At 73.0% G+C, this 22,323-nt stretch carries 20 protein-coding genes; 9 read left to right on the top strand and 11 right to left on the bottom strand.

Features of this window, described 5'->3' with window-relative positions:
• Positions 1 to 258 precede the first annotated feature (258 nt).
• Entirely contained in the window at positions 259 to 1,779 is a 1,521-nt protein-coding gene (locus ACZ6Y1_RS02130) for a class I adenylate-forming enzyme family protein (protein ID WP_469621157.1), read from the bottom strand.
• A 50-nt stretch (positions 1,780 to 1,829) separates the two neighbouring features.
• Positions 1,830 to 2,489, bottom strand: a complete 660-nt coding sequence (locus tag ACZ6Y1_RS02135) for a TetR/AcrR family transcriptional regulator (RefSeq protein ID WP_469621159.1) — start codon at positions 2,487 to 2,489, stop codon at positions 1,830 to 1,832.
• Positions 2,490 to 2,615: 126 nt separating this feature from the next.
• Between ACZ6Y1_RS02135 and ACZ6Y1_RS02140 the strand changes: the two genes are divergently transcribed.
• On the top strand, positions 2,616 to 3,686 hold the full coding sequence (locus ACZ6Y1_RS02140; protein WP_469621164.1) for an FAD-dependent monooxygenase: 1,071 nt from the start codon (positions 2,616 to 2,618) through the stop codon (positions 3,684 to 3,686).
• A gap of 43 nt (positions 3,687 to 3,729) precedes the next feature.
• Here the strand turns inward: ACZ6Y1_RS02140 and ACZ6Y1_RS02145 are convergent, their stop codons facing one another.
• The gene (locus ACZ6Y1_RS02145; protein ID WP_469621732.1) at positions 3,730 to 5,973 is read right to left on the bottom strand and encodes a putative bifunctional diguanylate cyclase/phosphodiesterase; all 2,244 of its coding nucleotides are present in this window, start codon (positions 5,971 to 5,973) and stop codon (positions 3,730 to 3,732) included.
• 74 nt (positions 5,974 to 6,047) lie between these two features.
• A complete protein-coding gene (locus tag ACZ6Y1_RS02150; protein ID WP_469621167.1) occupies positions 6,048 to 6,878 on the bottom strand; it encodes an SAM-dependent methyltransferase in 831 nt (276 codons plus the stop codon).
• A gap of 315 nt (positions 6,879 to 7,193) precedes the next feature.
• Here ACZ6Y1_RS02150 and ACZ6Y1_RS02155 point away from each other — a divergent pair, with 315 nt between their 5' ends.
• The 3 genes from ACZ6Y1_RS02155 to ACZ6Y1_RS02165 all read left to right on the top strand — a co-directional run bounded on the left by ACZ6Y1_RS02155 (position 7,194) and on the right by ACZ6Y1_RS02165 (position 9,462).
• The gene (locus ACZ6Y1_RS02155) at positions 7,194 to 7,880 is read left to right on the top strand and encodes a hypothetical protein (RefSeq protein WP_469621169.1); all 687 of its coding nucleotides are present in this window, start codon (positions 7,194 to 7,196) and stop codon (positions 7,878 to 7,880) included.
• 30 nt (positions 7,881 to 7,910) lie between these two features.
• Positions 7,911 to 8,681: a bestrophin-like domain gene (locus ACZ6Y1_RS02160; RefSeq protein ID WP_469621171.1), complete on the top strand. Its 771-nt coding sequence runs from the start codon at positions 7,911 to 7,913 to the stop codon at positions 8,679 to 8,681.
• A 217-nt stretch (positions 8,682 to 8,898) separates the two neighbouring features.
• A complete protein-coding gene (locus tag ACZ6Y1_RS02165; RefSeq protein ID WP_469621173.1) occupies positions 8,899 to 9,462 on the top strand; it encodes a hypothetical protein in 564 nt (187 codons plus the stop codon).
• 178 nt (positions 9,463 to 9,640) lie between these two features.
• Here the strand turns inward: ACZ6Y1_RS02165 and ACZ6Y1_RS02170 are convergent, their stop codons facing one another.
• A complete protein-coding gene (locus tag ACZ6Y1_RS02170; protein WP_469621177.1) occupies positions 9,641 to 10,135 on the bottom strand; it encodes a hypothetical protein in 495 nt (164 codons plus the stop codon).
• Between the two features lie 363 nt (positions 10,136 to 10,498).
• Here ACZ6Y1_RS02170 and ACZ6Y1_RS02175 point away from each other — a divergent pair, with 363 nt between their 5' ends.
• On the top strand, positions 10,499 to 11,161 hold the full coding sequence (locus ACZ6Y1_RS02175) for a class F sortase (protein ID WP_384735652.1): 663 nt from the start codon (positions 10,499 to 10,501) through the stop codon (positions 11,159 to 11,161).
• A gap of 39 nt (positions 11,162 to 11,200) precedes the next feature.
• On the opposite strand, the gene ACZ6Y1_RS02180 is transcribed toward ACZ6Y1_RS02175, so the two are convergent.
• Both ACZ6Y1_RS02180 and lysX read right to left on the bottom strand, forming a co-directional pair.
• The gene (locus tag ACZ6Y1_RS02180) at positions 11,201 to 12,100 is read right to left on the bottom strand and encodes a polysaccharide deacetylase family protein (protein WP_469621181.1); all 900 of its coding nucleotides are present in this window, start codon (positions 12,098 to 12,100) and stop codon (positions 11,201 to 11,203) included.
• Positions 12,101 to 12,170: 70 nt separating this feature from the next.
• Entirely contained in the window at positions 12,171 to 15,476 is a 3,306-nt protein-coding gene (gene lysX, locus ACZ6Y1_RS02185) for a bifunctional lysylphosphatidylglycerol synthetase/lysine--tRNA ligase LysX (RefSeq protein ID WP_469621184.1), read from the bottom strand.
• Positions 15,477 to 15,536: 60 nt separating this feature from the next.
• On the opposite strand from lysX, the gene ACZ6Y1_RS02190 reads away from it, so the two are divergent.
• Positions 15,537 to 15,998 carry a universal stress protein gene (locus tag ACZ6Y1_RS02190; protein ID WP_469621186.1) on the top strand — a complete coding sequence of 154 codons (462 nt, stop codon included), beginning with the start codon at positions 15,537 to 15,539 and terminating at the stop codon, positions 15,996 to 15,998.
• Positions 15,999 to 16,255: 257 nt separating this feature from the next.
• Here the strand turns inward: ACZ6Y1_RS02190 and ACZ6Y1_RS02195 are convergent, their stop codons facing one another.
• Positions 16,256 to 17,440, bottom strand: coding sequence for a CapA family protein (locus ACZ6Y1_RS02195; protein ID WP_469621188.1), 1,185 nt, complete (start codon positions 17,438 to 17,440; stop codon positions 16,256 to 16,258).
• 330 nt (positions 17,441 to 17,770) lie between these two features.
• Here ACZ6Y1_RS02195 and ACZ6Y1_RS02200 point away from each other — a divergent pair, with 330 nt between their 5' ends.
• Together ACZ6Y1_RS02200 and ACZ6Y1_RS02205 are read left to right on the top strand one after the other, a co-directional pair.
• The gene (locus tag ACZ6Y1_RS02200) at positions 17,771 to 18,310 is read left to right on the top strand and encodes a sigma-70 family RNA polymerase sigma factor (protein WP_469621190.1); all 540 of its coding nucleotides are present in this window, start codon (positions 17,771 to 17,773) and stop codon (positions 18,308 to 18,310) included.
• 182 nt (positions 18,311 to 18,492) lie between these two features.
• Positions 18,493 to 18,993 carry a hypothetical protein gene (locus ACZ6Y1_RS02205; RefSeq protein ID WP_469621192.1) on the top strand — a complete coding sequence of 167 codons (501 nt, stop codon included), beginning with the start codon at positions 18,493 to 18,495 and terminating at the stop codon, positions 18,991 to 18,993.
• Here the strand turns inward: ACZ6Y1_RS02205 and ACZ6Y1_RS02210 are convergent.
• Entirely contained in the window at positions 18,969 to 19,967 is a 999-nt protein-coding gene (locus tag ACZ6Y1_RS02210) for a hypothetical protein (protein WP_469621194.1), read from the bottom strand. The genes ACZ6Y1_RS02205 and ACZ6Y1_RS02210 overlap by 25 nt on opposite strands.
• A gap of 113 nt (positions 19,968 to 20,080) precedes the next feature.
• Here ACZ6Y1_RS02210 and ACZ6Y1_RS02215 point away from each other — a divergent pair, with 113 nt between their 5' ends.
• Positions 20,081 to 20,761, top strand: a complete 681-nt coding sequence (locus ACZ6Y1_RS02215) for a TetR/AcrR family transcriptional regulator (RefSeq protein ID WP_469621197.1) — start codon at positions 20,081 to 20,083, stop codon at positions 20,759 to 20,761.
• Between the two features lie 9 nt (positions 20,762 to 20,770).
• On the opposite strand, the gene ACZ6Y1_RS02220 is transcribed toward ACZ6Y1_RS02215, so the two are convergent.
• Positions 20,771 to 21,163, bottom strand: coding sequence for a hypothetical protein (locus ACZ6Y1_RS02220; protein ID WP_469621200.1), 393 nt, complete (start codon positions 21,161 to 21,163; stop codon positions 20,771 to 20,773).
• A gap of 26 nt (positions 21,164 to 21,189) precedes the next feature.
• On the bottom strand, positions 21,190 to 22,050 hold the full coding sequence (locus ACZ6Y1_RS02225) for an Fpg/Nei family DNA glycosylase (RefSeq protein ID WP_469621203.1): 861 nt from the start codon (positions 22,048 to 22,050) through the stop codon (positions 21,190 to 21,192).
• Positions 22,051 to 22,323: the final 273 nt, after the last annotated feature.

Below are 22,323 nucleotides of genomic sequence, written 5' to 3' on the forward strand. Positions count from 1 at the left end.
CGGGAGCGGACGCAGCCCGAACACGAGAGCAGGCACGGCGTCGGGTCAGCACCACGGCCGGAACCCGGGAGCCGGGTGCGGCCCGGCAACGGGCGCAGGAGCGGCCCAGACCCGAGAACAGGCGCGGGTACGGCCCAAACGCGGCAGCGCGAGGCGACCCGGACCCGGGAGCGGGTGCGGCCCCCGCAAGCGAGCGGACGCGGCCCCCGCACGGGAGCGGGTGCGGCCCCGGCGTGGGAGCGGGAGCGGCGGCGGGGGTCAGCCGCCGGGGGCTTGTGGGCGGCCGGTGCCCGGTGCCTCACTCGCCGCGCGCTGCCTCAGCCTCCGCTTGTCGGGCTTGCCGCGGCCCGTCAGGGGGATCTCACGGGCCCAGAACACGGCCGTCGGCCGGTGCGCCGGGGCCAGTTCGCGCTCCACCAGCGCACAGGCCTCGGCCGCCGCGGTGCCGGTCGGCGCGTGTCCCGGGGCCGCGACCAGGAAGGCGCAGACCTCCTCGCCGGTGAGCATGCTGGGGCGCCCGACGACCACGACCTGTGCCACCGCGGGATGCCGGGCGAGCGACGCCTCCACCGGCAGGCAGTAGACGTTGGCACCGTCGACGATCACGACGTCCTTCACCCGGTCGTCGAGGTAGAGGTATCCGCCGTCACCTACGTGCCCGGCGTCCCCGGTGCGCAGCCACCCGTCCCGCAGCACCTCGGCCGTCAGCCCGGCCAGGTTCCAGTAGCCCGCCATCACGGTCTCCGACCGCACCCACACCTCCCCCGTCAGCCCGTCGGGCAGCACCGCGCCGCGTCCGTCCCGCACCTGGAGCTCCACGCCGGCGACGGGCCGGCCCACGGACGCCAGCAGCTCCGGCCAGCCGGCCACCGCCGCCTCGTGGTCGGCGGGGGTGAGCCGGCAGATCACCCCCGCCTCGTTCATCCCGTAACCCTGCCGCCACCGCACGCCCCAGCGGGCCACCGCCTCCCCCAGGCGTGCCGGGAGGACGGGCGAGGCGCCGTACGAGACGGCCTCCAGCCCGGGGATCCCCTCGGCGGTCGCCGGGTCGTCCAGCAGCCGGTAGATCATCGGGGGTGTCAGGTAGGTGGACACCCGCCCCAGACGGCGGCAGGCGGCGGCGAACTCCGCCGGCCCGAAGGGGTCGAGGATCTCCACCCTCCCCCCGGCCCGCAGCTGCTCCAGGCACCGCCCCCCGGACCGCTGGGCCAGGGTGGTGACCGAGAGGTACACCGGCTCGGTCCACCCGGCCCCGCGCCCGCCGTCCCGCGCCGCCAGCGCGCCGAAGGTCGAGGCCACCCCCTTGGGCCGCCCCGTGGTCCCTCCGGTGTACAGGACGCGGGCGATGTCGTCCTCCCGCGCCCGTACGGGCACCGCGACGGCCTCCCGGCGTGCGGCGGCCGCGAACAGCCCATCCATACCGAGCCGCTGGGCCCCGGTGTCCGGTACCGGGACGTCGTGCACCACCAGGCGGGGACGGCAGTCGCGCAGGATGAAGTCCACGCCGTGGGTGGCCGGTCCGCGCACGACCGGGGTCAGGCGCGCGCCCAGCAGGTGTGCGGCGAGCCTCACGAGCAGGACCCGCGGCTCGTTGCCGCCCGTCACGCAGGCCAGTCCCGTCCCCCGCCCGAGCCCGGCGTCGGCCAGTACTCCGGCCAGCCGGTACACGGTGTCCAGCACCTCGGAGAACCGCAGGACATCACCCCCGGCCCCGATCGCGGGCCGGTCCCCGTACCGCTCCAGCGCCCCGATCAGCTCGGTGACATACCTGGCGACCATTGCAACACCCGCTTCCGAGGCCCGGCTTCGCACCGAGTCCACCCATGCGGTCAGGAGGATATGAGCGGCCCGAGGGTCCGGTCGAGCCCGTCGGCCAGCATCGTGAAGGCGCGGTCGGCCTCGGCGACGGCCGCCGGGTAGGCCTCGTCGACACTCTGCCCGGCCGAGAGCCGGCGCCAGTTCTCCCGGCCCAGTTCGTGGCGGACGGTCACCAGGTGCAGCGCCGCCAGCCGGGCGCTGAACGCGGGGACGGACTCGGCCTCCAGGGCCTCCGCGAGGAGCTCCACCTCGCGCGCCGTGTAGTGGGCGATCCGGGTTTCGAGGCTGGCCGTGGAGTACAGCAGCCCCTGGAAGGCGAGGACGTTCGGGTGGTCGCACAGCCCGGTGATCGGGTCCCGCTCGGCGAGCGCCGCCAGGAAGTGCTCGTGGACCGCCCCCACCGGGGACCGGTCGGCCGGGCGTTCCCGCACGATGCGCGCCACCTCGTCCTGATGGTCGGCGAACCGGTCCAGGACCAGGTCCTCCTTGCTCTGGAAGTACCGGAACAGGGTGGGCTTGGAGACCTCGGCCGCGGCGGCGACGTCGGCCACCGACACCGCGTCGAAGCCGTGCTCGAGAAAGAGTTCGAGCGCGGTGGCCGCCAACTGGTGCCGCGTGCGCAGCTTCTTGCTCTCGCGCAGACCGGTGCGCGGACCCCTCGTGTTCTCCATGCCTCCAGCGTAGCACGAAATAATGACCGGGTTAATTTCATTACTCGGTTGCATTTCTGACTCGGTTGCGGTTTCCTTGGATTCATCGACGGCTGCGTCGACCGTGAGAGACGAGAGGACACTCCGATGACCGACGTGGTGATCGTGGGCTCCGGCCCCACCGGGCTCACCCTGGCGAGCGAACTGGCCTCGGGCGGCGCCGCCGTCCGTGTGCTCGACGCACGCTCCGGACCCCACCGCGAGTCCCGGGGCAAGGGCCTGACCCCGGACAGCCTGGAAGTGCTCTCGGGGCTCGGCGCGGCCGAGGAGCTGGAGGCCGTGGGGACCCGGGGCGTGGTCCTGCGCAAGTACTTCGACGGCCGGCACGTCAACGACACCCCGAGCGGCGGCGAGGGCATCCTCATCGGCCAGTGGCAGGTGGAGGAAGCCCTCCGCCGACGGCTCGCCGGCCTCGGGGTCACGGTCGAGTACGGAGCACGGGTCACGGACCTCGCCCAGGACGGGGCGGGGGTCACCGTCCGGCTCGCGGACGGCCGTTCGGTCCGCGCCGGGTACGCCGCCGGGTGCGACGGCGGGCACAGCTCGGTGCGCAAGCTCCTCGGCATCCCCTTCGAGGGACGCTCGGAGGAGACGGAGACGATGGTGCTCGGGGATGTGCGGGCGCCCGGCCTGAGCCGCGCGTTCTGGCACCAGTGGTTCACCTCGGAGGGCGGCGGGATACTCCTGTGCCCGATGCCGGGGACCGACTCCTTCCAGCTCCAGGCCTCACCGGAGCTCGATGGGAACGGCGAGCCGCTGCCGCCCTCGCTGGAGAGCTTCCAGAGGCTCTTCGACCGGCATGCCGGGGTCCCGGGGATCCGCCTGGCGGATCCGACCTGGCTCTCGGCCTGGCGGGTCAACATCCGCATGGCCGCCCGGATCCGCGAGGGCCGGGTCTTCCTCGCCGGGGACGCCGCGCACGTGCACCCCATAGCCGGCGGCCTGGGCATGAACACCGGGATACAGGATGCGGCCGCCCTCGGCCGGACCTTGCTCCGCGCCCTCGCCGGCCCTGCGGCGGAAGGCGTGCTCGACGCCTACGGGGCGGAGCGGCTTCCCGTGGCCGCCCGCGTCCTGGCCGACACCGCCGAGCGGCACGAGCGGGTGCGGGCCGCGATACGCGAACCCGGACGCGGCACCGAGGCCGGCATGGGCTGACCGATCCGCCCGGCGGGGCGGATCGGGGCGGGCGGCGCGGTCGTCAGGGGGAGGAGGGCACGACGTCCGAGAGGGCGAGGGTGTGGATGCGGTCCGGGGCGCCGGGGCGGGCGTAGTACCAGCCCTGGGCGGTGTCGCAGCCGAGGGCGCGCAGCTGGGCGGCCTGGGCTCCGGTCTCCACGCCCTCGACGGTCACGGCGAGTTCGAGGCTGTGGGCGAGGGCGACGATACCCTCCACGATCTTCACGTCGACGGGGTTGGCGGGGCTCTGCTGCATCCCCTTCGTGAAGGAGCGGTCCAGCTTCAGGACGCTGACGGGGAGGCGGCGCAGGTTCGCCAGGTTCGAGTAGCCGGTGCCGAAGTCGTCGAGGGCGATGTCCACGCCCAGTTCGGCGAGCCGGTGCAGGGGTTCGAGGAGTTCGTCGTCGGCTCCTATGAGGGCCGATTCGGTCACCTCCAGACACAGGGCGCCGGGGGCGAGGCCGGACTTCTCCAGCACGGCCACGGTGTCGGCGACCAGTCCGGGGTGGTGCAGCTGCGTCGGTGAGAGGTTCACGTTGATCCGCAGGGACGCGCCGCCGTGCTTGGACTGCCAGGTGCGGGCCTGCCGGACGGACTCCTCCAGGACCCAGCGGCCGAGCGGGACGATCAGGCCGGTGCGTTCGGCGAGCGGGATGAAGCGGTCCGGGCCCAGCACCCCGTACTGCGGGTGGGACCAGCGCACCAGCGCCTCGGCGCCGTGCACGGTGCCGTCGTGCATATGCACCAGCGGCTGGTACTCGATGAAGAACTCCCCGCGCTCCAGAGCCGCGGGCAGGGCGTTGGTCAGTCCGTGCCGGGTGATCGCACGCGCGTCGGCCTCCGCGTCGGCGAACTCGAAGCGGTTGCCGCCGGCCGCCTTGGCCCGGTACATGGTGATGTCGGCGCTGCGCAGCACCTCCGCCGCGGTGCGTTCCTTGACGCCGCCCTCCACGATGCCGATGCTGCCGCGGACGGTCAGCTCGCGGCCCTCCAGACGGATCGGCGTGGACAGCGCGGACAGGATCCGGACGGCGAGGTCGGTGACCTTCTGCTCGGTGTCGCAGCCGGTGGTCAGGGCGACGAACTCGTCACCGCCCAGCCGGGCGACGACCTCGCCGGGGCCGGTGGCGCAGCTCTGCAGCCGGTCCGCGACCTCCACCAGCAGCCGGTCGCCCGCGGAGTGGCCGAGGCTGTCGTTGACCGCCTTGAAGCCGTCCAGGTCCAGGTAGCACAGCCCGAAGCGGTCGCCGCCTGAGCCGTTCAGCGCCTTCTCCAGCCGTTCGAAGAACAGCGTCCGGTTGGGCAGCCCGGTCAGCGCGTCGTGGGTGGCCTCGTAGCGCAGGCGCAGGTTCAGCAGCCGGCGTTCGGTGGTGTCCTCCATCAGCGCCAGCTGGTACTGCGGCTCCCCCGCGGCGTCGCGCAGCAGCGACACCGTCAGATTGGTCCACAGCACGGTCCCGTCGTGCCGGTAGTACGGCTTCTCGACGCGGAAGCTCTCACGCTCACCGCGCACGAGTTCCCCGTGCATCCGCCACACGTGGGGGGTGTCGTCGGGGTGGCCCCATTCGGTGACCTTCCGGCCCCGGACGTGCCCTTCCATGCCGCCGAACATCTCCAGCAGCGCGTCATTGACCTCCAGGATGTTCCCGTCCAGGTCGGCGATGCCGATGCCGACGGCCGCACCCTCGAAGACCGCCCGGAAGCGCGCCTCGCTGGCGTGCAGGGCCTGCTGGGCGTCCGTGCGCGCCGTCAGGGCGGAACGGGCGATGGACTCCTGCTCCCTGAGGGTGCGCTCGCGCAGGGCCCGGGCGTATCCCGCCGCCACCCCGTGCTGGATCCGGGCGCAGCGGGCCCGCCACTCCTCCGTGGAGCCCCCCGCCCCGTCGGCTCCACCGCAGTAGAGCACCAGGTAGGACTCGATGACGCCGAGCGTGCCCGCCAGGGCCTCGGGGTCGGTGCAGTGCACGGCCACGAGTTCGGCCCCCACGCGCTGGGCCGCCGAGGCGTCGAAGGCGCGGGCGTGCAGGGCCTCGGCGAGGGTGCGGGTGAGCGGCACGAGGTGCCGTTCGAACTCGGGGCGGGTCAGGGAGGTCGCGGTGACCGGGAAGATCGCCCGGCCCCAGATGGTGGCGAAACGGGCGATCCGGTCCTCCAGGCCGCCTTTCGGGGAGACGGCGGAGGCAGTGGATCCAGGATCGGCCTGCCCTGCACCGGTCCCTTCCGGGGTCAGCGCCGCCGGAGGCTCCGCCGGTTCGCGGGCGGGCATGCCGGAGGCGGACGCGCCCGGTCCGGTGACCGGCGTGCCCGGCTGCCGCGGGGCCGACATCTGTACGGGAAGTCTCACGCCTTGCGCCCCACACCGCCGAAGCCCGAGAAGGTGTACGGATCTTCGGGGACCTCGCCCTCCGTGTCACCCTCGACGCGGTCCGGCCGCCAGTCGGGCATGGAGACCAGGCCCGGCTCCACCATCTCGAAACCGTCGAAGAAGGCGCGGATCCGTTCGCCGCTGCGCATGACGAGCGGGTTGCGGATGTCCCGGTACACGCCGACCGCCCCGCCGGCCACCTCCTCCGCGACCGGAATCCCCTCGAAGGAGGCGTGCGTGAGGACCAGCATGCTGCCGGGGGCCAGCGCGTCCCGCAGTTCGGCCACGGCACCGTACGGGTCGTCCGCGTCCTCGATGAAGTGCAGGACCGCGACGAGGAGCAGCGCGACGGGCCGGTCGAGGTCGAGCAGCCGCGTGACCTCGGGCGCGGCCAGTATGTCCCTGGGCTTGCGCAGATCGGCGGCCACGACGCCCGTCTGCTCGTCGTCCCCGAGGACGGCCCGGCTGTGCGCCACGGCCACCGGGTCGTGGTCCACGTAGACCACGCGCGCCGCCGGGTTCGCGGCCCGGGCGATCTCGTGGACGTTGCCGAAGGTGGGGATGCCGGAGCCGATGTCGAGGAACTGGGTGATGCCCTCGGCCACCGCGTGGCGCACGGTGCGGCGCATGAATGCCCGGTTCGCCTGCATGATCTTGGGCAGGCCCGGGATGAATTCCATGGCGCGGCGGGCGGCCTCGCGGTCGACCTCGAAATTGTGGGAGCCGCCCAGGTAGTAATCGTAGATACGGGACACACTGGGCACCGATATGTCGATGCCCGGCGGGGCCCAGGCGGGGCGCTCCATCGGATCTCCAAGCCTTGTTCCGCGGCGGCCCCTCCGGGGACCGGACTCTGTCCGAGCCGAATGTACTGATCATTAGCCAACAGGGCGAGCAAAAGCGGAAATTGGCGATCCGTTCTTCGTCACACACCAAAGTCACGTGCCGGACGGAACGCCCCGGGTGATCGTTACCGACAAATCCCCTATGGGAATTGACCGGTCCACGATCCGACCCGGTCGATGATTGGCTCAAACCTCCCCGGTCGGTGCTCCACCCGTTCAGGCGAACCGGAGGCGGGGACCGGCGTAAGGGGGCGCCCTCGGGCCCATGATCCCCGGGTGAACAAAGCCTTAGCCAGGCGCATGCTCGCGGTCCCGGCGCTGCTGTGGGCGGCGCTGTCCTGTGCGTCCATCACACCGGCCGTGGCCGATAGCTGCGCCTACGCGACGAACGCCAACGGCTCCGCCGCGGGCGTCACCGCGGCCGTCGCGGTGACCGTCGGGAGCGGTCGCGGAGACGGCTCGGGTGGCGGACATCACGCCGACCAGCGCGCCGACCGGGCCGGCGACGGGCACGGCAAGGGGCACGGCAACGGCCACGACAAGGGCCGCGGCAAGGGCCACGGGCACCACTGTCCGCCCCCGCCGCCCCCACCCTGTCCGCCGAAGCCGACCCCGACGCCGCCGCCGAAGCCGACGCCTCCTCCCACCCCGCCGTCGAAACCGACGCCGAAGCCCCCGCCCCCCGAACCCGCGCCGCCGCGCCCGAAACCGGTCCCGCCGCCCGTACCGGCGCCGCCACCGCCTCCGGCCCCGAAGTCCGTGCCCAAGCCGGTCCCGCCCCCGCCCCCGCCCCCGGCGGTCAGGACGCCCGCGCCGGTACCCGTCGCGGTGAAACCGGTGGCCCGACCGGCGTACCACGCTCCGGCCCGCAAACCGGAGGAGCACCACATCTCGCCGGTGACCTTCACCTTGATGACCGCGGCTCCCGCGGTGCTCGCGATCGTCGCGCTGCGCCCCCGGTAGCCCGTAGCCAATGACCCATCGGGAGTCATCTTGTCGGAATGGCTCGTCCTGTCCCTCGCGATGGCAGCGGCGTGCGCCGTGGTGCTGTCCATCACCTTCTTCAACCACCGCAGGATCGGCGACGACGACGATCCGAACGAGACCCCGGACGTCATCGAGTACATGACGATGATGATCGGGGTGATCTACGCGATCGTCCTCGGCCTGGCGATCGCCGGCGTCTGGGAGGGCCGCGGGGCCGCCCAGGAGTACGTGCGCCAGGAGGCGCAGGCCCTGCACGAGATCAGCGTCCGCTCCGAGGTCTACCCGCCCGAGGTGCGCAAGCAGATCCGCGCCGACGTCGACGCGTACGTGACCTACGTGGTCGACACGGAGTGGAAGGCCATGGCCGACCGCGGCGAGATCACCGACCGCGGCGGCGAGTTGCTGGAACGTATCCGCCGGGACGTCACCGACTACGAGCCGAAGACCGACCACGAGGGGCAGGCGTACCAGCCGCTGGTCGACCAGGTCGCGGTGGCCGACGACGCCCGCAGCGCCCGGGGCGAGAGCGCCGGGGCCACCATGCCGGGGGTGGTGTGGTTCGGGCTGATCTCCGGGGCGCTGGTGACGGTGGGGCTGATCTTCACCCTGCAGATCCGGCGGTCGTTCCGCGAGCTGCTGCTGGCGGGCCTGTTCAGCGCGCTCATCGCCTTCCTGCTGTTCCTCATCTGGGACTTCGACGCGCCGTTCGGGCGGGGTGTCGCGGCCACCGCCGAACCGTTCCTGGCGCAGTTCGCCCATCTGGAGCTGAGCGGCTGAGCGGCTGAGCGGCTGAGCCAGGCCCGATCCCGCACGCCCTGCCTCAAACCGGGGACGGTCCCTCCGTCCCCGGTTCGGCGTAGGGGCATGACCCATTCGCCCGTTCCTGATCGCGGGGCTCCGCGCCCGGACCTAGCGTGGCGGACATCGAGGCGCACGACCCCCCACGTGCGGAAACCGTTCCGCGGCTGCTCCTCGGGGAACCGGAGAATCAACCATGGGTGCGATACGTACCTCTGCCACAGCCCTGCTCAGCGCCGGCGCCACGGGCGCCGTACTCGCGCTCGGCGCCCTCTGCGCGCCCGCCGCCACGGCGGCGGAAGGCCGGCAGGTCACTTCGTTCGGTTTCGCCATCACCCCGTCGACGGTCGCCCCCGGCGGCCAGACGGTGCTCTCCGTCACCGGCTGCAACGCCGCCTACGCCACCGCCTCGTCCGGGGTCTTCGACACCGTGAGCATCGCGCGCGGCCAGACCGCACGGGTCACCGTGGACCGGGACGCCCGGCCCGGAGCCCTGTACTCCGTCTCGTTCACCTGCAACGGGGAGACGGGCTCGGCCGACCTGACGATCGCCGGCGGTTCGACCAGGCCGACCACGAGTTCCACGCGGACCGCGACCAGTCCCGCCCGAAGCGTGGTCGGCGCCGTCCGCGGGGGCCTCGGCGGCAGTGTGGCCGGCATGGATCCCCTGGAGCTCGGCGCGGGAGCGGGTCTGCTGCTCGCCGCCCTGGGCGGGACGGCCTTCGCCCTGCGCCGGCGCCGGTCCGGCCGCGGCCATTGACGACTCCGGTCATCGGGGCCCGGCCGGTGAAGAGCTCAGCCGTGAAGAGCCCGGCCGTTGCGGAGCCAAGCCGTTGCGGAGCCCGGCCGTTGGAAAACCCCTCCCCACCCCCGGTCGCCCCGGGTCCGGGCCAGGACCCGGGGCGACCGGCGGCGGGGACGACCGGGGAGGTGACCGGTCAGGCCCGGCCGCGGAGCGACGGGCGACGACGGCGCACCACATGGGCGCCCGCACCGAGGGCGGCGGCGCCTACGAGACCCGCACCGATGGCGGTCTCGGCGGTGGACGGCCCGATGGAACCGCCGAGACCGCCCTGCGAGGGCCGCCCCTCCAGGATCCTGAAGCGGTGGGTGGCGACCAGGCTGCTGTCGTTGCACCGGACCGACAGGGTGTGCTCGCCCGGTGTGGCGTGGTTGAAGATCCGGACCCTGGCGAACCCGCGGACCAGGGGGGCCTCGGGAAAGTTGCCGGGCGAGGTGACGACGCCGTCGCGGTTGCAACCCGAGGCGCTGACCTCCATCACGGCGCCCTGGTGCACGGCGTACGGCTCGACCCGGATGTTGCTGGGGCCCCCGGCCCCGCCCATCGGAGAGTTGGCAGAGGCGAACGGGATGCTGAGGCCGATCGCGGCGCAGGCTGCCGCCGTCACGGTGAGAGCGCGGAAAGCACGCATGGTGGAACCTCCAGCGGGAAGCGCCCCGGAGCGTCCGCCCCGGATGATCGACGAGAACGCCTCCCTGATCAAACCCTCGGGGTGGCCCGCGACATCCGCATTTCCGCCTTTGGGCCGCCCGGTTGAGCGACACGCCGAAGCGCGGGCGCCGCAGCTGACGGATCCGCAGGTCACGACCCGTCAGACATTTATGTGACGATTACCTGGATGGGCGCACCCCTTCCGGCCCCATCCGGGCCGTGCCACCCGTTCGCCCTTCCCCTCTCGCCGTCCCGCCGACGCAGCCTTAGCGTGCGTGAAGTAGGGCGTACAGGGGTGGGACAGGAACGCGGGTCGGGACCCCCGCGTCGGGAAGGGAGAACGATGGGCGAGGACGAGACAGGGCAGTCGCGCAAACGCTCACCGTGGGGCGTACTCGCCCTCGTCATGCTCACCGGCCTCGCCATGGTGCGCAACGGTGTGGACATGGGCGACGGGCCGCCGCAGCCCACCGCGGCCTCGGCCGTCGCGGTGACGGCCGATCAGCTGCCGGCGAATCCGCCGACGCCGCCCGCGGACATGGAGGTGCTGGAGCACTCGTCGGTGCAGCGCATCCGCATTCCCACGATCAACGTGGACGCTCCGGTGATGACGGTCGGGCTGGACGCGGAGGGCTGGATCGACGCGCCTCCGCCGCAGGACCGCAATCTGGCCGGCTGGTACCTCAACGGGATCTCGCCCGGGCAGCGCGGATCGGCCGTGATCGTGGGCCACGTGGACAACGCGCAGGGCCCCGCCGTCTTCTACGGCCTGGGGTCGGTCAAGCCGGGCAACCACATCGAGGTGGAGCGCTACGACGGGCGCACCGCGGTGTTCGAGGTGTACGGCGTGGAGGTGTTCTCGAAGGACCAGTTCCCGGGTGCCAGGGTGTACGGCGACACCGGGCACCCGGAACTCAGGGTGATCACGTGCGGCGGCTCCTACTCCAAGGCGCAGGGCTACGACGGCAACGTCGTGGTCTTCGCCCGCATGGTGGAGGCCCGCTGAACCGGCCGCCCCGCTGAGCCGGTCCGGGTCCGGACCGGCTCAGCGGGGCGGCAGTACCGGCAGCGTCATCCGGTAGCCCCTGGCGAGCAGCTGGGGCAGGTACGAGTTGATGGCCTGGACGCTCTGCGACCGGTTGCCGCCCGCGTCGTGGGACAGCACGATCACGCCGGGCGCGGCGCCGCTCAGGACCCGGGAGACGATGGTGGTGGTCCCGGGTTCCTTCCAGTCCAGGGTGTCCACGGTCCAGGCGAGCGGTTCCATGCCCAGTTCCGCGCCGATCTCGAAGGCGGCCCGGTTCCAGGCCCCGTACGGTGCCCGGAACCACAGCGGGGCCGCGCCCACCGACTTCTGCACGACCTCGCTCGTCCGGGCGATCTCCGAGGTGAGCGCGGGCCGGCTGAGTCTGGGGATGAGCGGGTGGGTCCAGGTGTGGTTGCCGATGACGTGGCCCTCGTCGGCCATCCGGCGCAGCAGGTCCCGGTTCTCGGTGGCCATCTCCCCGCAGACGAAGAACATGGCCCGGACGCCGTACCGGGCCAGTGTGTCGAGGATGGCCGGGGTGTAGCGGGGGTCGGGGCCGTCGTCGAAGGTGAGCACCATGCCGTTCGACGTGTCGGCTCCCTCCGGGAGTTCCAGGATGGGCCGGGTGCGCACGGCGGGTTTGGCGGCCGGCGGCCGGAGGGGGGCCTCGGCGGTCATCGGGCGCAGCCGGTAGGACTTCTCGGCCAGTTCCTGGGCCCGCAGGCCGGCCGGACCCGCCGCGGGGTGCGGACCCGGTCCGGCGAGCGGGGCGGGGCCGCCCGCTCCGGAACCGGTGGCGGCGCCGGGCTCGCCCGTTTCGCCGTTCCCGGTGAGCAGTCCGGAGGCGGCGGCGACCCCGAGGAAGACGGCGGTGCGCAGGAGCGCGCGACGCCCTACTGTCGGCTCGTCATTTTTCATTACTACTACGTATCAACGACATCGCCGCAGATGTCGAGAGGCGCGGACGCGCCCCCGTCCCGCCACCCGATCAGCCGTGCCGCACCAGGGGGAACGGCAACGTCTCGCGGATCGTCAGGCCGGTCAGGAACATGACGAGGCGGTCGACTCCGATGCCCAGACCGCCGGTCGGCGGCATCGCGTACTCCAGTGCGTCGAGGAAGTCGTTGTCGAGCTCCATGGCCTCCGGGTCGCCGCCCGCGGCGAGCAGGGACTGGGCGGTGAGCCGGCGCCGCTGCTCGACGGGGTCGGTCAGCTCCGAGTAGGCGGTGCCCAGTTCGGTGCCGAAGGCGACGAGGTCCCACCGTTCGGCCAGCCTCGGGTCCTTGCGGTGCTGCCGGGTGAGCGGCGAGACGTCGGTCGGGAAGTCCTTGTAGAAGGTGGGCAGCTTCGTCCGCTCCTCGACGAGCCGCTCGTACATCTCCAGCACCACGTCCCCGCGGGTGTCCTCCGGGGCGTGGGGCACGCCCGCCCGGTCGCACAGCCTGCGCAGGACGTGCTCCTCGGTGTCGGCGTCGACCTCCTCGCCGAGGGCGTCGCTGATGGCCCCGTACATGGTCTTGACCGGCCAGGGTCCCGAGATGTCGTGGACGACGAGCTTTCCGTCGGGGCCCGCCTTGTGGGCGACGGGCGAGCCGAAGGCGGCGGTGGCGGCGCCCTGGATGAGTTCGCGGGTGAGGTCGAGCATCACGTCGTAGTCGGCGAAGGCCTGGTACGCCTCCAGCATCGTGAACTCGGGGTTGTGCTTGTAGGAGACGCCCTCGTTGCGGAAGGTGCGGCCCATCTCGAAGACCTTCTCCATGCCTCCCACGCAGAGCCGCTTCAGGTAGAGCTCGGGGGCGATGCGCAGGTAGAGGTCCAGGTCGTAGGCGTTGATGTGGGTGCGGAAGGGGCGGGCGTTGGCGCCGCCGTGGATCTGCTGGAGCATCGGGGTCTCGACCTCCAGGTAGCCGCGGTCGAGCAGCCCCTGGCGCAGGGCCTGCACGGCGGTGGAGCGGGCCCGTACGACGTCGCGCGCCGCGGGGCTCGCGACGAGGTCGAGGTAGCGGCGCCGGACGCGGGCCTCCGGGTCGGCCAGGCCCTTGCGCTTGTCGGGCAGGGGGCGCAGGCACTTGCCCGTGAGCTGCCAGGAGTCCACGAGGAGGGAGAGTTCGCCGCTCCTGCTGGCCGCGGCCTCGCCGGTGACGACGACGTGGTCCCCGAAGTCGACCTGGGAGGTGAAGGAGTCCAGTACGCCCGCGCCCGTCTCGTCGCGGGTGAACATCAGCTGGACGTCCCCGGACCAGTCGCGCAGGACGGCGAAGACCACCCCGCCCAGGTCCCGTACGACCATCACGCGTCCGGCGAGCGTGGCCTGCTCACCCGAGCGGGCGCCCGCCGGATATCCGGGGTGCGCGGCCTTCAGCTGGGCCACGGTGTGCGTGCGGGGCCGGATGCCGACGGGGTAGGGGTCGGTGCCGGACTCCCGGATGCGGTCCAGCTTGGCGTGCCGGACACGGACCTGTTCGGGCAGCCGCTCCCCCGCCGCGGCGCGGTCGGCCTCCTCCCCCACCGTGTCCAGGCCGAGGGAGTCGATGGGGGGCAGTCCCTCGGTGGTGGCGGGGGCGGTGAGGCCCCTGTGGTGGGCGTTGCCCCACAGGGTGCGCAGGCTGGGTACGGAGACGAAGCCCTCGGCGATGCCGGAGGCGAGGCTGACGCGGGCGAGCGAGCCAGCGTCCTGGTAGCAGAGGAAGCGCGGGTACCACTCGGGGCCGTACTTGACGTTCGAGCGGTACAGGGCCTCCAGCTGCCACCAGCGGGAGAAGAAGAGCAGCAGCCTGCGCCACAGCTTGAGCACGGGGCCGGCGCCGATCCGGCCGCCCTCCTCGAAGGCGGACCGGAAGACCGCGAAGTTGAGGGAGATCCTGCGTACGCCGAGGCCGGGGGCGGCGGCGCACAGCTCGGCGACCATGAACTCCATGACCCCGTTGGGGGCGGCGCGGTCGCGGCGCATCAGGTCGAGCGAGATGCCGTCCTTGCCCCAGGGGACGAAGGAGAGCAGGGCGATCAGCTCGCCCTCGGCGTCGAAGGCCTCCACGAGCAGGCAGTCCCCGTCGGCCGGGTCGCCGAGCCGGTCCAGGGCCATCGAGAAGCCGCGCTCGGTCTCGGTGTCCCGCCAGCGGTCGGCCCGGTCGACGATGGTGTGCATCTCCTCCTCGGAGAGGGCGGAGTGGCGGCGGATGACGGTGCTGGCGCCGGCCCGTTTGACGCGGTTGACGGCCTGGCGGGTGACGCGCATGTCGCGGCCGTCGAGGTCGAAGTGGGCGACGTGCAGGATCGCCTCGTCGCCGAGCTGGAGGGCGCTGAGGCCGGAGCGGGCGTAGGCGTTGGCGCCGTCCTCGGAGGCTCCCATGACGGCGGGCTGCCAGCCGTAGCGGCGGGCGACGGCCAGCCAGGCGTCGATGGCGGGGCTCCAGGCGGCGGGGTCGCCGACGGGGTCGCCGCTGGCCAGGGCGACGCCGGCCTCGACGCGGTAGGTGACCCCGGCCCTGCCGTTGGGGGCGAAGACGACGGCCTTGTCGCGCCGGGTGGCGAAGTAGCCGAGGGAGTCGCCCCGTCCGTAGGCGCCCAGCAGCGCGCGGATGCGCGGTTCCTCGTCGCCGTGCAGGGCGGCGGTCAGGCGCTGGGAGCGGAAGAGGGCGGCGGCGGCGTTCAGCAGGGCCAGGGCGCCGAAGAGGCCGAGCAGGAAGTACAGGGGGCGGGGCGGGCGGCCGTTGAACTGCCGCTCGGAGACCAGCCCGCCGAAGACCTGCCGGGCGGCCCAGTCCAGCCGTTCTCCCGGGGGCAGGGTGCCGGGGAAGAGGGCGACGAGCCCCCAGCCCACCAGTACGGCGGCGAGCAGACCGAGTCCGAGCACGAGCAGGGCCCGCCACAGGGCGCCGGGCCGGGAAGCGGCGTAGAACTCCCGGCGGGCGGCGATCAGGAGGGCCATGGCGACCACGCCGACGGCCATCGACGGGACGCCGATCCAGTAGTCGCCCTCGGCCAGGATCAGCACATCGTCGAGGACCAGCAGGGCCAGATAGGTGATGACGATCCACCAGGCGACCTTCTTGCGCATGCCGAGGGCGGCGGCGAGGAGGAAGAGGAAGACCGCGTAGGCGAGGTTCGCGCTGACCGGGACGACGATGAGGTCGAGGAAGCGCACGACGTGCCGCAGGAGCCGCCGCAGCGTCGGGGAGAGGGCGAGCAGCGCGCACAGCAGGCCGAGCGTTCCGAAGAACGCCCCGAATGCGTCGGGCACCCGGTTCAGGAAGCGGTTCCGGGTCCCGCGCGTCTCCTCCACGGTGGCACTCATGGTTCGCACTGTAGGGAGGGGGACGGCCGTCCGCGCGGCGAGCGGGATAGCGTGGGGAGGGTGACGGAGCACGTGAACACGGGATTCGAACGCGGCACCGACGGCCCGAAGGTGATCCTGGCCGGGGTCGACGGCTCGGAGTCCTCGCTGCGGGCGGCGGCCTACGCGGCGGGGCTGGCCCGGCGCCAGAACGCGCTGCTGGCGCTGGTGTACGTACAGCCCGTGCTGGCGGCCGGGGTCTCCCTGGGCGCGCCGGTGGCCGAGACGACCGGGGAGATCGCGGAGGGGCTGGTCGCCGAGATCAGGGAGGCGGCGGAGCGGCTCAAGGGCGTCTACGACGTGCGCTGGGAGTTCCACACCTTCCGCGGCGATCCCTATGCGGGGCTGGTGAACGCGGCGGAGGAGCTGATGGCGGACGCGGTGGTGGTCGGCGCCTCCGAGCAGGCGGGCCACCGGATCGTCGGCTCGGTGGCGGTCCGCCTGGTCAAGGCGGGCCGCTGGCCGGTGACGGTCGTCCCCTAGGGCCTGGGTCCGGCCCTGGCACTGTTCACCGTCCGCCAGACCCCGGGCGGCGTGCGCCAGAGCCCGGACGGCGTGGGTCATGCCCCGAGCGGCGGGCGCCAGGCCGCGGGCGCCGTGCTCCGGGCGCCGTGCGCCATACCCCGGGCGGCGGGCGGCGGGCGTCGTACCCCGGGCGGCGGGCGGCGGATCCCGGGCGGCGGGCGGCGGGCGGCGGAACCCGGGCGGCGTTGGGTCTCGCGCCCGTCGCGGCGGGGGCCTCACTTCGCCATGGTGAGGCCGTCCTTCGCGGCGCCCCGGCCGAGTACGGCCTCGGTGACGGCCTCCTTGGCGCTCTCGTACTCCTCTCCCTGGGAGTGGAGCGCGAGGTTGACGACGCGGCCGGTGGACAGGTCCATCATCTGCGGCACGAACTCGGCCTTGGTGACCCGCCAGCGCTGCCCGGCGGCGGCCGGCGGCGCGAAGGTGAAGCGGCCGATCGATCCGTAGTTGCCGCGCATGTCCCGCGCACCCGTGTAGTTGTACATCTCGCCCGCGACCTGGTCGCCCATGCCGTAGACGATCCAGGTGCCGTTGACCTTCTCGTAGGCCTGCGGAATGTGCGCGTGGGTGCCGAGGATCAGGTCGATGTCGGGGCGGCCGCCGGTCTGCGAGGCGGTCAGGGCCTTGCCGAGGGAGAGCTGGGTCTCGTCCGGCTCGGTCTGCCATTCCGTGCCCCAGTGCACGCTCACCAGCACCACGTCGGCGCCGGCCTTCCGGGCGGCCCGGGCATCCGCGATGATCTTGTCCTGCTTCATCAGGTTGACCGCCCACGGCTGGCCGTCCGGCATCGGATAGCCGTTGGTGTCGTAGGTGTAGGCGAGGTGCGCGACCTTGGCGGAGCCCGCCTTGTACATGGTCACGGTGGCCGCCTCGGCGGCGGTGCGGGCCGAACCGGCGTGTTTCAGTCCGGCCTTGTCGAAGCGGTCCAGGGTGCGGCGCAGTCCGTCGGCGCCGTCGTCCAGGGTGTGGTTCGAGGCCGTCGAGCAGCCGTCGTAGCCGGTCGCCTTGAGCGCGTCGGCGACCTGGGGCGGGGATTTGAAGGCCGGGTAGCCGGAGAAGGGGCCGCCCTCCTCGCCGTAGATGGTCTCCATGTGGCAGAGGGCGAGGTCGGCGGGCGCGACGACGGACTTGACTCCGGCGAACATCGGTCGGAAGTCGTAGCCGTCGCCGTCCGCGTCGTTCGCGGCGCGCTGGATGACCGAGGTGTGCGGCAGTACGTCGCCGCTCGCGACGAGGGTGAAGCCCTGGGCCGAGGGGGAGCCGGCGGCGTTGGAGGGTGTGGGCCGGCCGGTGTCCGCGAGGCGGGCCGGCCCGGATCTCCCGGCGGCCGAGCAGCCGGCCGCTGCCGCCGACAGCAGGAGTGCGGACAGGAGGGCGGCCGCTCTCCGGGTGGGCTTGGTCATCTGTCCCAGCTCTCGCTAGTACGACTATCTGACATCCGATCACCTGCAATCCATAGAACGGGACGTCTCAAGTCAAGGAACGGATCCGTCCGCCCGCCGCGCACTCACCCCGACGGCCGATGCGGATCCCCCAGCGCCGCCGCGGCCCCCATGGCTGTCTGCCGTTCGCCGCGCCGTTCGACCGTTCGCCGCCCGCCACTGCCGCCCGGCGGCCGACCGGGGCGCTTGGGCGCACCGACTGGACGGGACGGTTCCGAGGCGGCCCGCCGCAGGTCAGGGTGAACGGGCCGCCCCACCCTCGGCCCCCCGCACCCCCGGAAGGAGCCCCTCGTGCCGCTCTCCCCCGCCCTCCAGCACACGGCCCCCGAGGCCCTGGCCGAACTCCAGCGCGAGCACGGGCGGGCCCTGTTCGGATTCCTGCTCGGCCTCACGGCCGGTGACGCCCAGCGCGCGGAGGACCTCGTACAGGAGACCCTGGTACGGGTCTGGCAGCACCCGGAGGTGCTGTCCACCGAGCACGAATCGATGCGGCCCTGGCTGTTCACTGTGGCCCGGCGGCTCGCGATCGACGCGCGGCGGGCCCGGCTGTCCCGGCCGCAGGAGGTGGATCCGGAAGGGCTGGAGCAGGCACCCGCCCCCGAGGACGCGGTGGCCGGCTCGGTCACGGCGATCGACGTCCGCCGCGCCGTCGGCTCGCTGGGACCGGAGCACCGTGAGGTGCTGATGCAGGTGTACTTCCAGGACCGTTCCGTGGCCGAGGCGGCCGCCGAACTCGGCATACCGGCCGGCACCGTGAAGTCCCGCACGCACTACGCTCTGCGCGCCCTCAAGAAGGGTCTGCAAGGCTACGGGTACGGGCTCGGAGCCTGACGGCCCCGGTCGGGGAACGCCGCGAACATACGCGGATCGGACAGAATATGCATCGAATTCGCCACCAGAGCGTGCAAGTTGAGTAAACATCCCCCGCTCCCCGAGCCGCCGGGTGAAGGCTCGGGACCGACGGCGGGACGCTGGACGCGTGGGGAGAAGGTGGAACGGTGCAGCCCGAGGGTATGAACGGCACCAGTGACGGCGGGCTCGCGGTGCCCATGGCTTGGCTCTACGCCGAGTACATCGCGGACGAACTGCTGCGCACGGGCCGGCTGATCCCGGTCAGCACGCTGGAGTTCCGGGCCGGCCGCGACACGCTCGCGCTCACGATCTACCTCTCGGACGCCGCCGGCGAGCTCTCCGGGATCCGGGTCGTCTCCCAGCTCGACGAGTGGATGTCGCTGACGGCGTACGGACATCCTTGGCGCGACTGGGTCCACACCCGGTTCCTCGCGCTGGGCGAGGAGGCCAGGGAACGGGGCCGGGGCGAGGACCCGGACCTGGAGCTGGCCCGGGCGGCGTGGCGCTGGCTCGACAGCACCGAGCTCTTCGCCACGAACCTCGACCCCGGCCGCCACGGCCACGCCGACACCCCGGCGGGCCTGGACGAGAACGCCCGCGTATGGACGCCGGCCTGGCAGCTCGGTCTGCCGCTGGGTCACTTGGCCATGCACTTGTTCTGAGGCGCGGCGTCCACGGGCCCGGGGACCGCGGCCCGCCGGGCGGCTACGACCACGCCCACCGTCGCCGCGGCGGCGGCCAGCAGGACCGCGGCGAGGGCCGCGAGGGTCGGGCCGTCCGGGTGGATCAGCGACTGGCCCCGGCCGGCCTGCCAGGTCACGACCGCGACGAAGCCGCCGTAGCCGAGGGCGGCGGCGCCCACGAGGCGGGCGCGGACCCGCTCGTCGCGCAGCCAGGCGTACCGGGCCGAGAGTGCGACCAGCGCGACGGTGAGCACGAGCAGGACCTGGATGCCGTGCAGGGCGAAGAAGTGCGGGACCCTGAAGTCACCGCCGGTGACGCTCCAGTTGGTCAGGGGCATGCCGCGCCCGTCGGGGTCTCCGATGCCGTGACCCTGGTACATCGGGATCCGGCGGCCGTTGGCGTCGGTGACGGTGCGCTCGTGGATGCCCGTCACCATCCAGTACACCGGGATGAGCATGCCCGCGGTGGCGAGGACGAGCCCGGCGCGGATGGCCCGGTTCAGGTCCCTGCCGCCGGTGCGCCGGACCAGCACGACGATGCCGACGACCAGCTGCGCGATGACGATGACCATCACGCCGAGGGTGAGGACCGGCACCAGAGCCAGGGTGACCGGGTCGCTCCGGTCTGCGTTGAAGTGGCTGATCGTGCCGCGTGCCGCCTGGACGGTGATCGCTCCGACCTCGGCGGTCGCGGCCAGCGCGAAGACGGTCCCGGCCCACCGGGCGAGGCGCCTCCCCCTCTCGATCCTGCCCAGCAGCCAGGACAGCGTTCCGCCGTAGAGGGCGAAGGCGAAGGCGAACTTCATCGGCTTGGCCCACACCGACTCGCCCAGCAGGGTCCGGTCGTCGACGGCCAGGGCGATGAGACAGAGGACCACGAGGCCCGCCATCAGGGCCGCACAGACCGCGAGCGGTCGGTGCCAGGCGTGCCGGACTTCGGTCGAGGTATTCACGAGAGCTCCTTTTACGGTGTTCAACTCGGCGACTTGCACACCGTAAAAGAAGAAGAGGCCGCACCACAACCACCTTGTTGAACACCGTGCAAGAGCTTGGCTACGATGTGGCCATGCCACGTGAGACCTTGAGCCGTGACCAGATCGTCCGGGCCGCCGTCGAGCTCCTCGACAGCGAGGGCATCGACGGCCTGAGCATGCGCCGCCTCGGGCAGCGGATGGGTTCGGCGGCGACCGCGATGTACTGGCACGTCGCCAGCAAGGAGAGCCTCGTGGTCCTCGCGGCCGACGAGGTGTGGGCCGAACTGGACTTCGCCGACCCGTCCGTGGTCGGCTGGCGGGCCGCGGCCCGCGCGCTGGTGCACGACACGTACGCACTGGGCCGGCGCCACCCCTGGCTCGTCCCCGCCATCAGCACGCACTTCGTATACGGCCCCGGGATGGCCGCCTTCCAGGAGCACTCGTACGCGATCTTCGAGGCGGCCGGGTTCACCGGCCGGGAACTCGACCGGGCCGTGAGCACGTCCTTCACGTTCGTGTCCGGCACCCTGCTCGCCGACGCCTCCCGGGCGACGGTCGCCGAGGCCCAGGTCCCCCGGGGCAAGGGCGACGACGGACCGGCACCGAGTGTCGCCGAGTGGGCGGGGGCCATCGCGTCGCAGTACCCGCGGCTCCGCGCCCGCATGGCGGAGCAGCAGGCCGCGGACCCCGCCGAACTGGCCGCCGAGATGTTCGAGTTCGGCGTGGAGGCCATCCTCGACGGGCTGGAGGCGCGCCTCGGCGCCCGCGGCTGACGAGCGGCGCTACCGCTCCGGGGAACGCTCCGCGGGATCCATCACCAGACCCGTGAAATCGGCCTCGTTGCGCTCCGCCCGGGTGACGTACCAGCGGGCGACGAGCCACATCACCGGGTACACGAGGACACCGAGCGCCGGCCAGACCAGGGTCCGCGAACCCCCGCTCGGCAGCACGAACACCAGCGGCAGCGATCCGACCAGCAGTCCGAGCGCGGCCAGCGCGCCCAGCCCCGACCGGAGCTGGCTGCGCATCAGCGCCCGTACGTAGGTGGCCCCGAGGGTGGTCTGCTCGGAGATCTCCGAGCGCGCCGGTGCGTGCGCGGGCGGCCGGCGGCGGTCTCCCCGGGGCACCCCGGTGACGACCTCGCGCCGGGGCGGCGACTGCTGCTCCTCGGGCATGGTGCCGGAGTCTACGCAGCGCCGGGCTATTTGAGGAGGCGCGAGAGCCGCCGGTCGGCGAGCGGCTTGCCGCCGGTCTGGCAGGTGGGGCAGTACTCCAGCGAGGAATCGGCGAACGACACCGAACGCACGGTGTCCCCGCACACCGGACACGGCTCCCCGGCCCGTCCGTGCACCCGCAGGCCGCTCTTCTTCTCCGCCTTCAGCTCGCCGGCCGCCACGCCGTGCGCCCGTGCGACGGCCTCGCGCAGGGTGTCCCGCACGGCCGCGTAGAGCTCGGTGACCTGCTCCTCGCCGAAGGAGGCGGCCAGTTTGAACGGCGAGACCTTCGCCCGGTGGAGGATCTCGTCGCTGTAGGCGTTCCCGATCCCCGCGATGACGCTCTGATCCCTCAGCACGCCCTTGATCTGGCGCCGTTCCCCCTCCAGCAGGGCGGCGAAGGCGTCCCGGTCGAAGTCCTCGGCCAGCGGATCGGGGCCGAGGCGGGCGATGCCGGGCACCTCGTGCGGATCGCGCACCACGTACACGGCGAGGCGCTTCTGCGTCCCCGCCTCGGTGAGGTCGAACCCGCCGCCGCCCTCCAGTACGACGCGCAGCGCGAGCGGCCCCTTGCCGGGGCGCGGCGGGGCGGCGGGCAGGGTCTCGTGCCAGCGCAGCCAGCCGGCCCGGGCCAGGTGGGTGACGAGGTGGAGCTCCCCGATCCGCACGGCCAGGAACTTGCCGAAGCGGGCGGTGCCGGCGGCCGGCTGCCCTTCGAGCGCGCTCAGTGGCGGGTCGTACGTCTTGAGCACGCTGACGGCGAGCGGGTGGACGCGCTCGACCGTCCGGCCGGGCAGGTGGGTGTCGAGGTACTCCCGCAGGGCCTCGACCTCGGGCAGCTCGGGCATGCCACCAGCCTGCCGCCACCGTCACCGGGACGCGACCCGGGCACCGACTGCCGGTGCCACTGCGCGAGCCGCCGGCGACTGCCGAGTGCAGGTGCCGGTCCCGGTCCCGGGGTGCCGGTGCCGGTCCCGGTGCCGGTCCCGGTGCCGGGGTGCCGAGTACTCGTGCCGGTGCCGGTGCCGGTCCCGGGGTGCCGGTGCCGGTCCCGGTGCCGGTCCCGGTGCCGGGGTGCCGAGTACTCGTGCCGGTGCCGGTGCCGGTCCCGGGGTGCCGGG

This window comes from Streptomyces sp. NPDC053432 (assembly GCF_055585365.1).

Bases quoted from the DNA above. Each gene is read 5' to 3' on its own strand.
- ACZ6Y1_RS02130 (WP_469621157.1), bottom strand. From the start codon at position 1,779: ATGGTCGCCAGGTATGTCACCGAGCTGATCGGGGCGCTGGAGCGGTAC.
- ACZ6Y1_RS02135 (WP_469621159.1), bottom strand. From the start codon at position 2,489: ATGGAGAACACGAGGGGTCCGCGCACCGGTCTGCGCGAGAGCAAGAAG.
- ACZ6Y1_RS02140 (WP_469621164.1), top strand. From the start codon at position 2,616: ATGACCGACGTGGTGATCGTGGGCTCCGGCCCCACCGGGCTCACCCTG.
- ACZ6Y1_RS02145 (WP_469621732.1), bottom strand. From the start codon at position 5,973: ATGCCCGCCCGCGAACCGGCGGAGCCTCCGGCGGCGCTGACCCCGGAA.
- ACZ6Y1_RS02150 (WP_469621167.1), bottom strand. From the start codon at position 6,878: ATGGAGCGCCCCGCCTGGGCCCCGCCGGGCATCGACATATCGGTGCCC.
- ACZ6Y1_RS02165 (WP_469621173.1), top strand. From the start codon at position 8,899: ATGGGTGCGATACGTACCTCTGCCACAGCCCTGCTCAGCGCCGGCGCC.
- ACZ6Y1_RS02170 (WP_469621177.1), bottom strand. From the start codon at position 10,135: ATGCGTGCTTTCCGCGCTCTCACCGTGACGGCGGCAGCCTGCGCCGCG.
- ACZ6Y1_RS02175 (WP_384735652.1), top strand. From the start codon at position 10,499: ATGGGCGAGGACGAGACAGGGCAGTCGCGCAAACGCTCACCGTGGGGC.
- ACZ6Y1_RS02180 (WP_469621181.1), bottom strand. From the start codon at position 12,100: ATGAAAAATGACGAGCCGACAGTAGGGCGTCGCGCGCTCCTGCGCACC.
- lysX (WP_469621184.1), bottom strand. From the start codon at position 15,476: ATGAGTGCCACCGTGGAGGAGACGCGCGGGACCCGGAACCGCTTCCTG.
- ACZ6Y1_RS02195 (WP_469621188.1), bottom strand. From the start codon at position 17,440: ATGACCAAGCCCACCCGGAGAGCGGCCGCCCTCCTGTCCGCACTCCTG.
- ACZ6Y1_RS02205 (WP_469621192.1), top strand. From the start codon at position 18,493: ATGAACGGCACCAGTGACGGCGGGCTCGCGGTGCCCATGGCTTGGCTC.
- ACZ6Y1_RS02215 (WP_469621197.1), top strand. From the start codon at position 20,081: ATGCCACGTGAGACCTTGAGCCGTGACCAGATCGTCCGGGCCGCCGTC.
- ACZ6Y1_RS02220 (WP_469621200.1), bottom strand. From the start codon at position 21,163: ATGCCCGAGGAGCAGCAGTCGCCGCCCCGGCGCGAGGTCGTCACCGGG.
- ACZ6Y1_RS02225 (WP_469621203.1), bottom strand. From the start codon at position 22,050: ATGCCCGAGCTGCCCGAGGTCGAGGCCCTGCGGGAGTACCTCGACACC.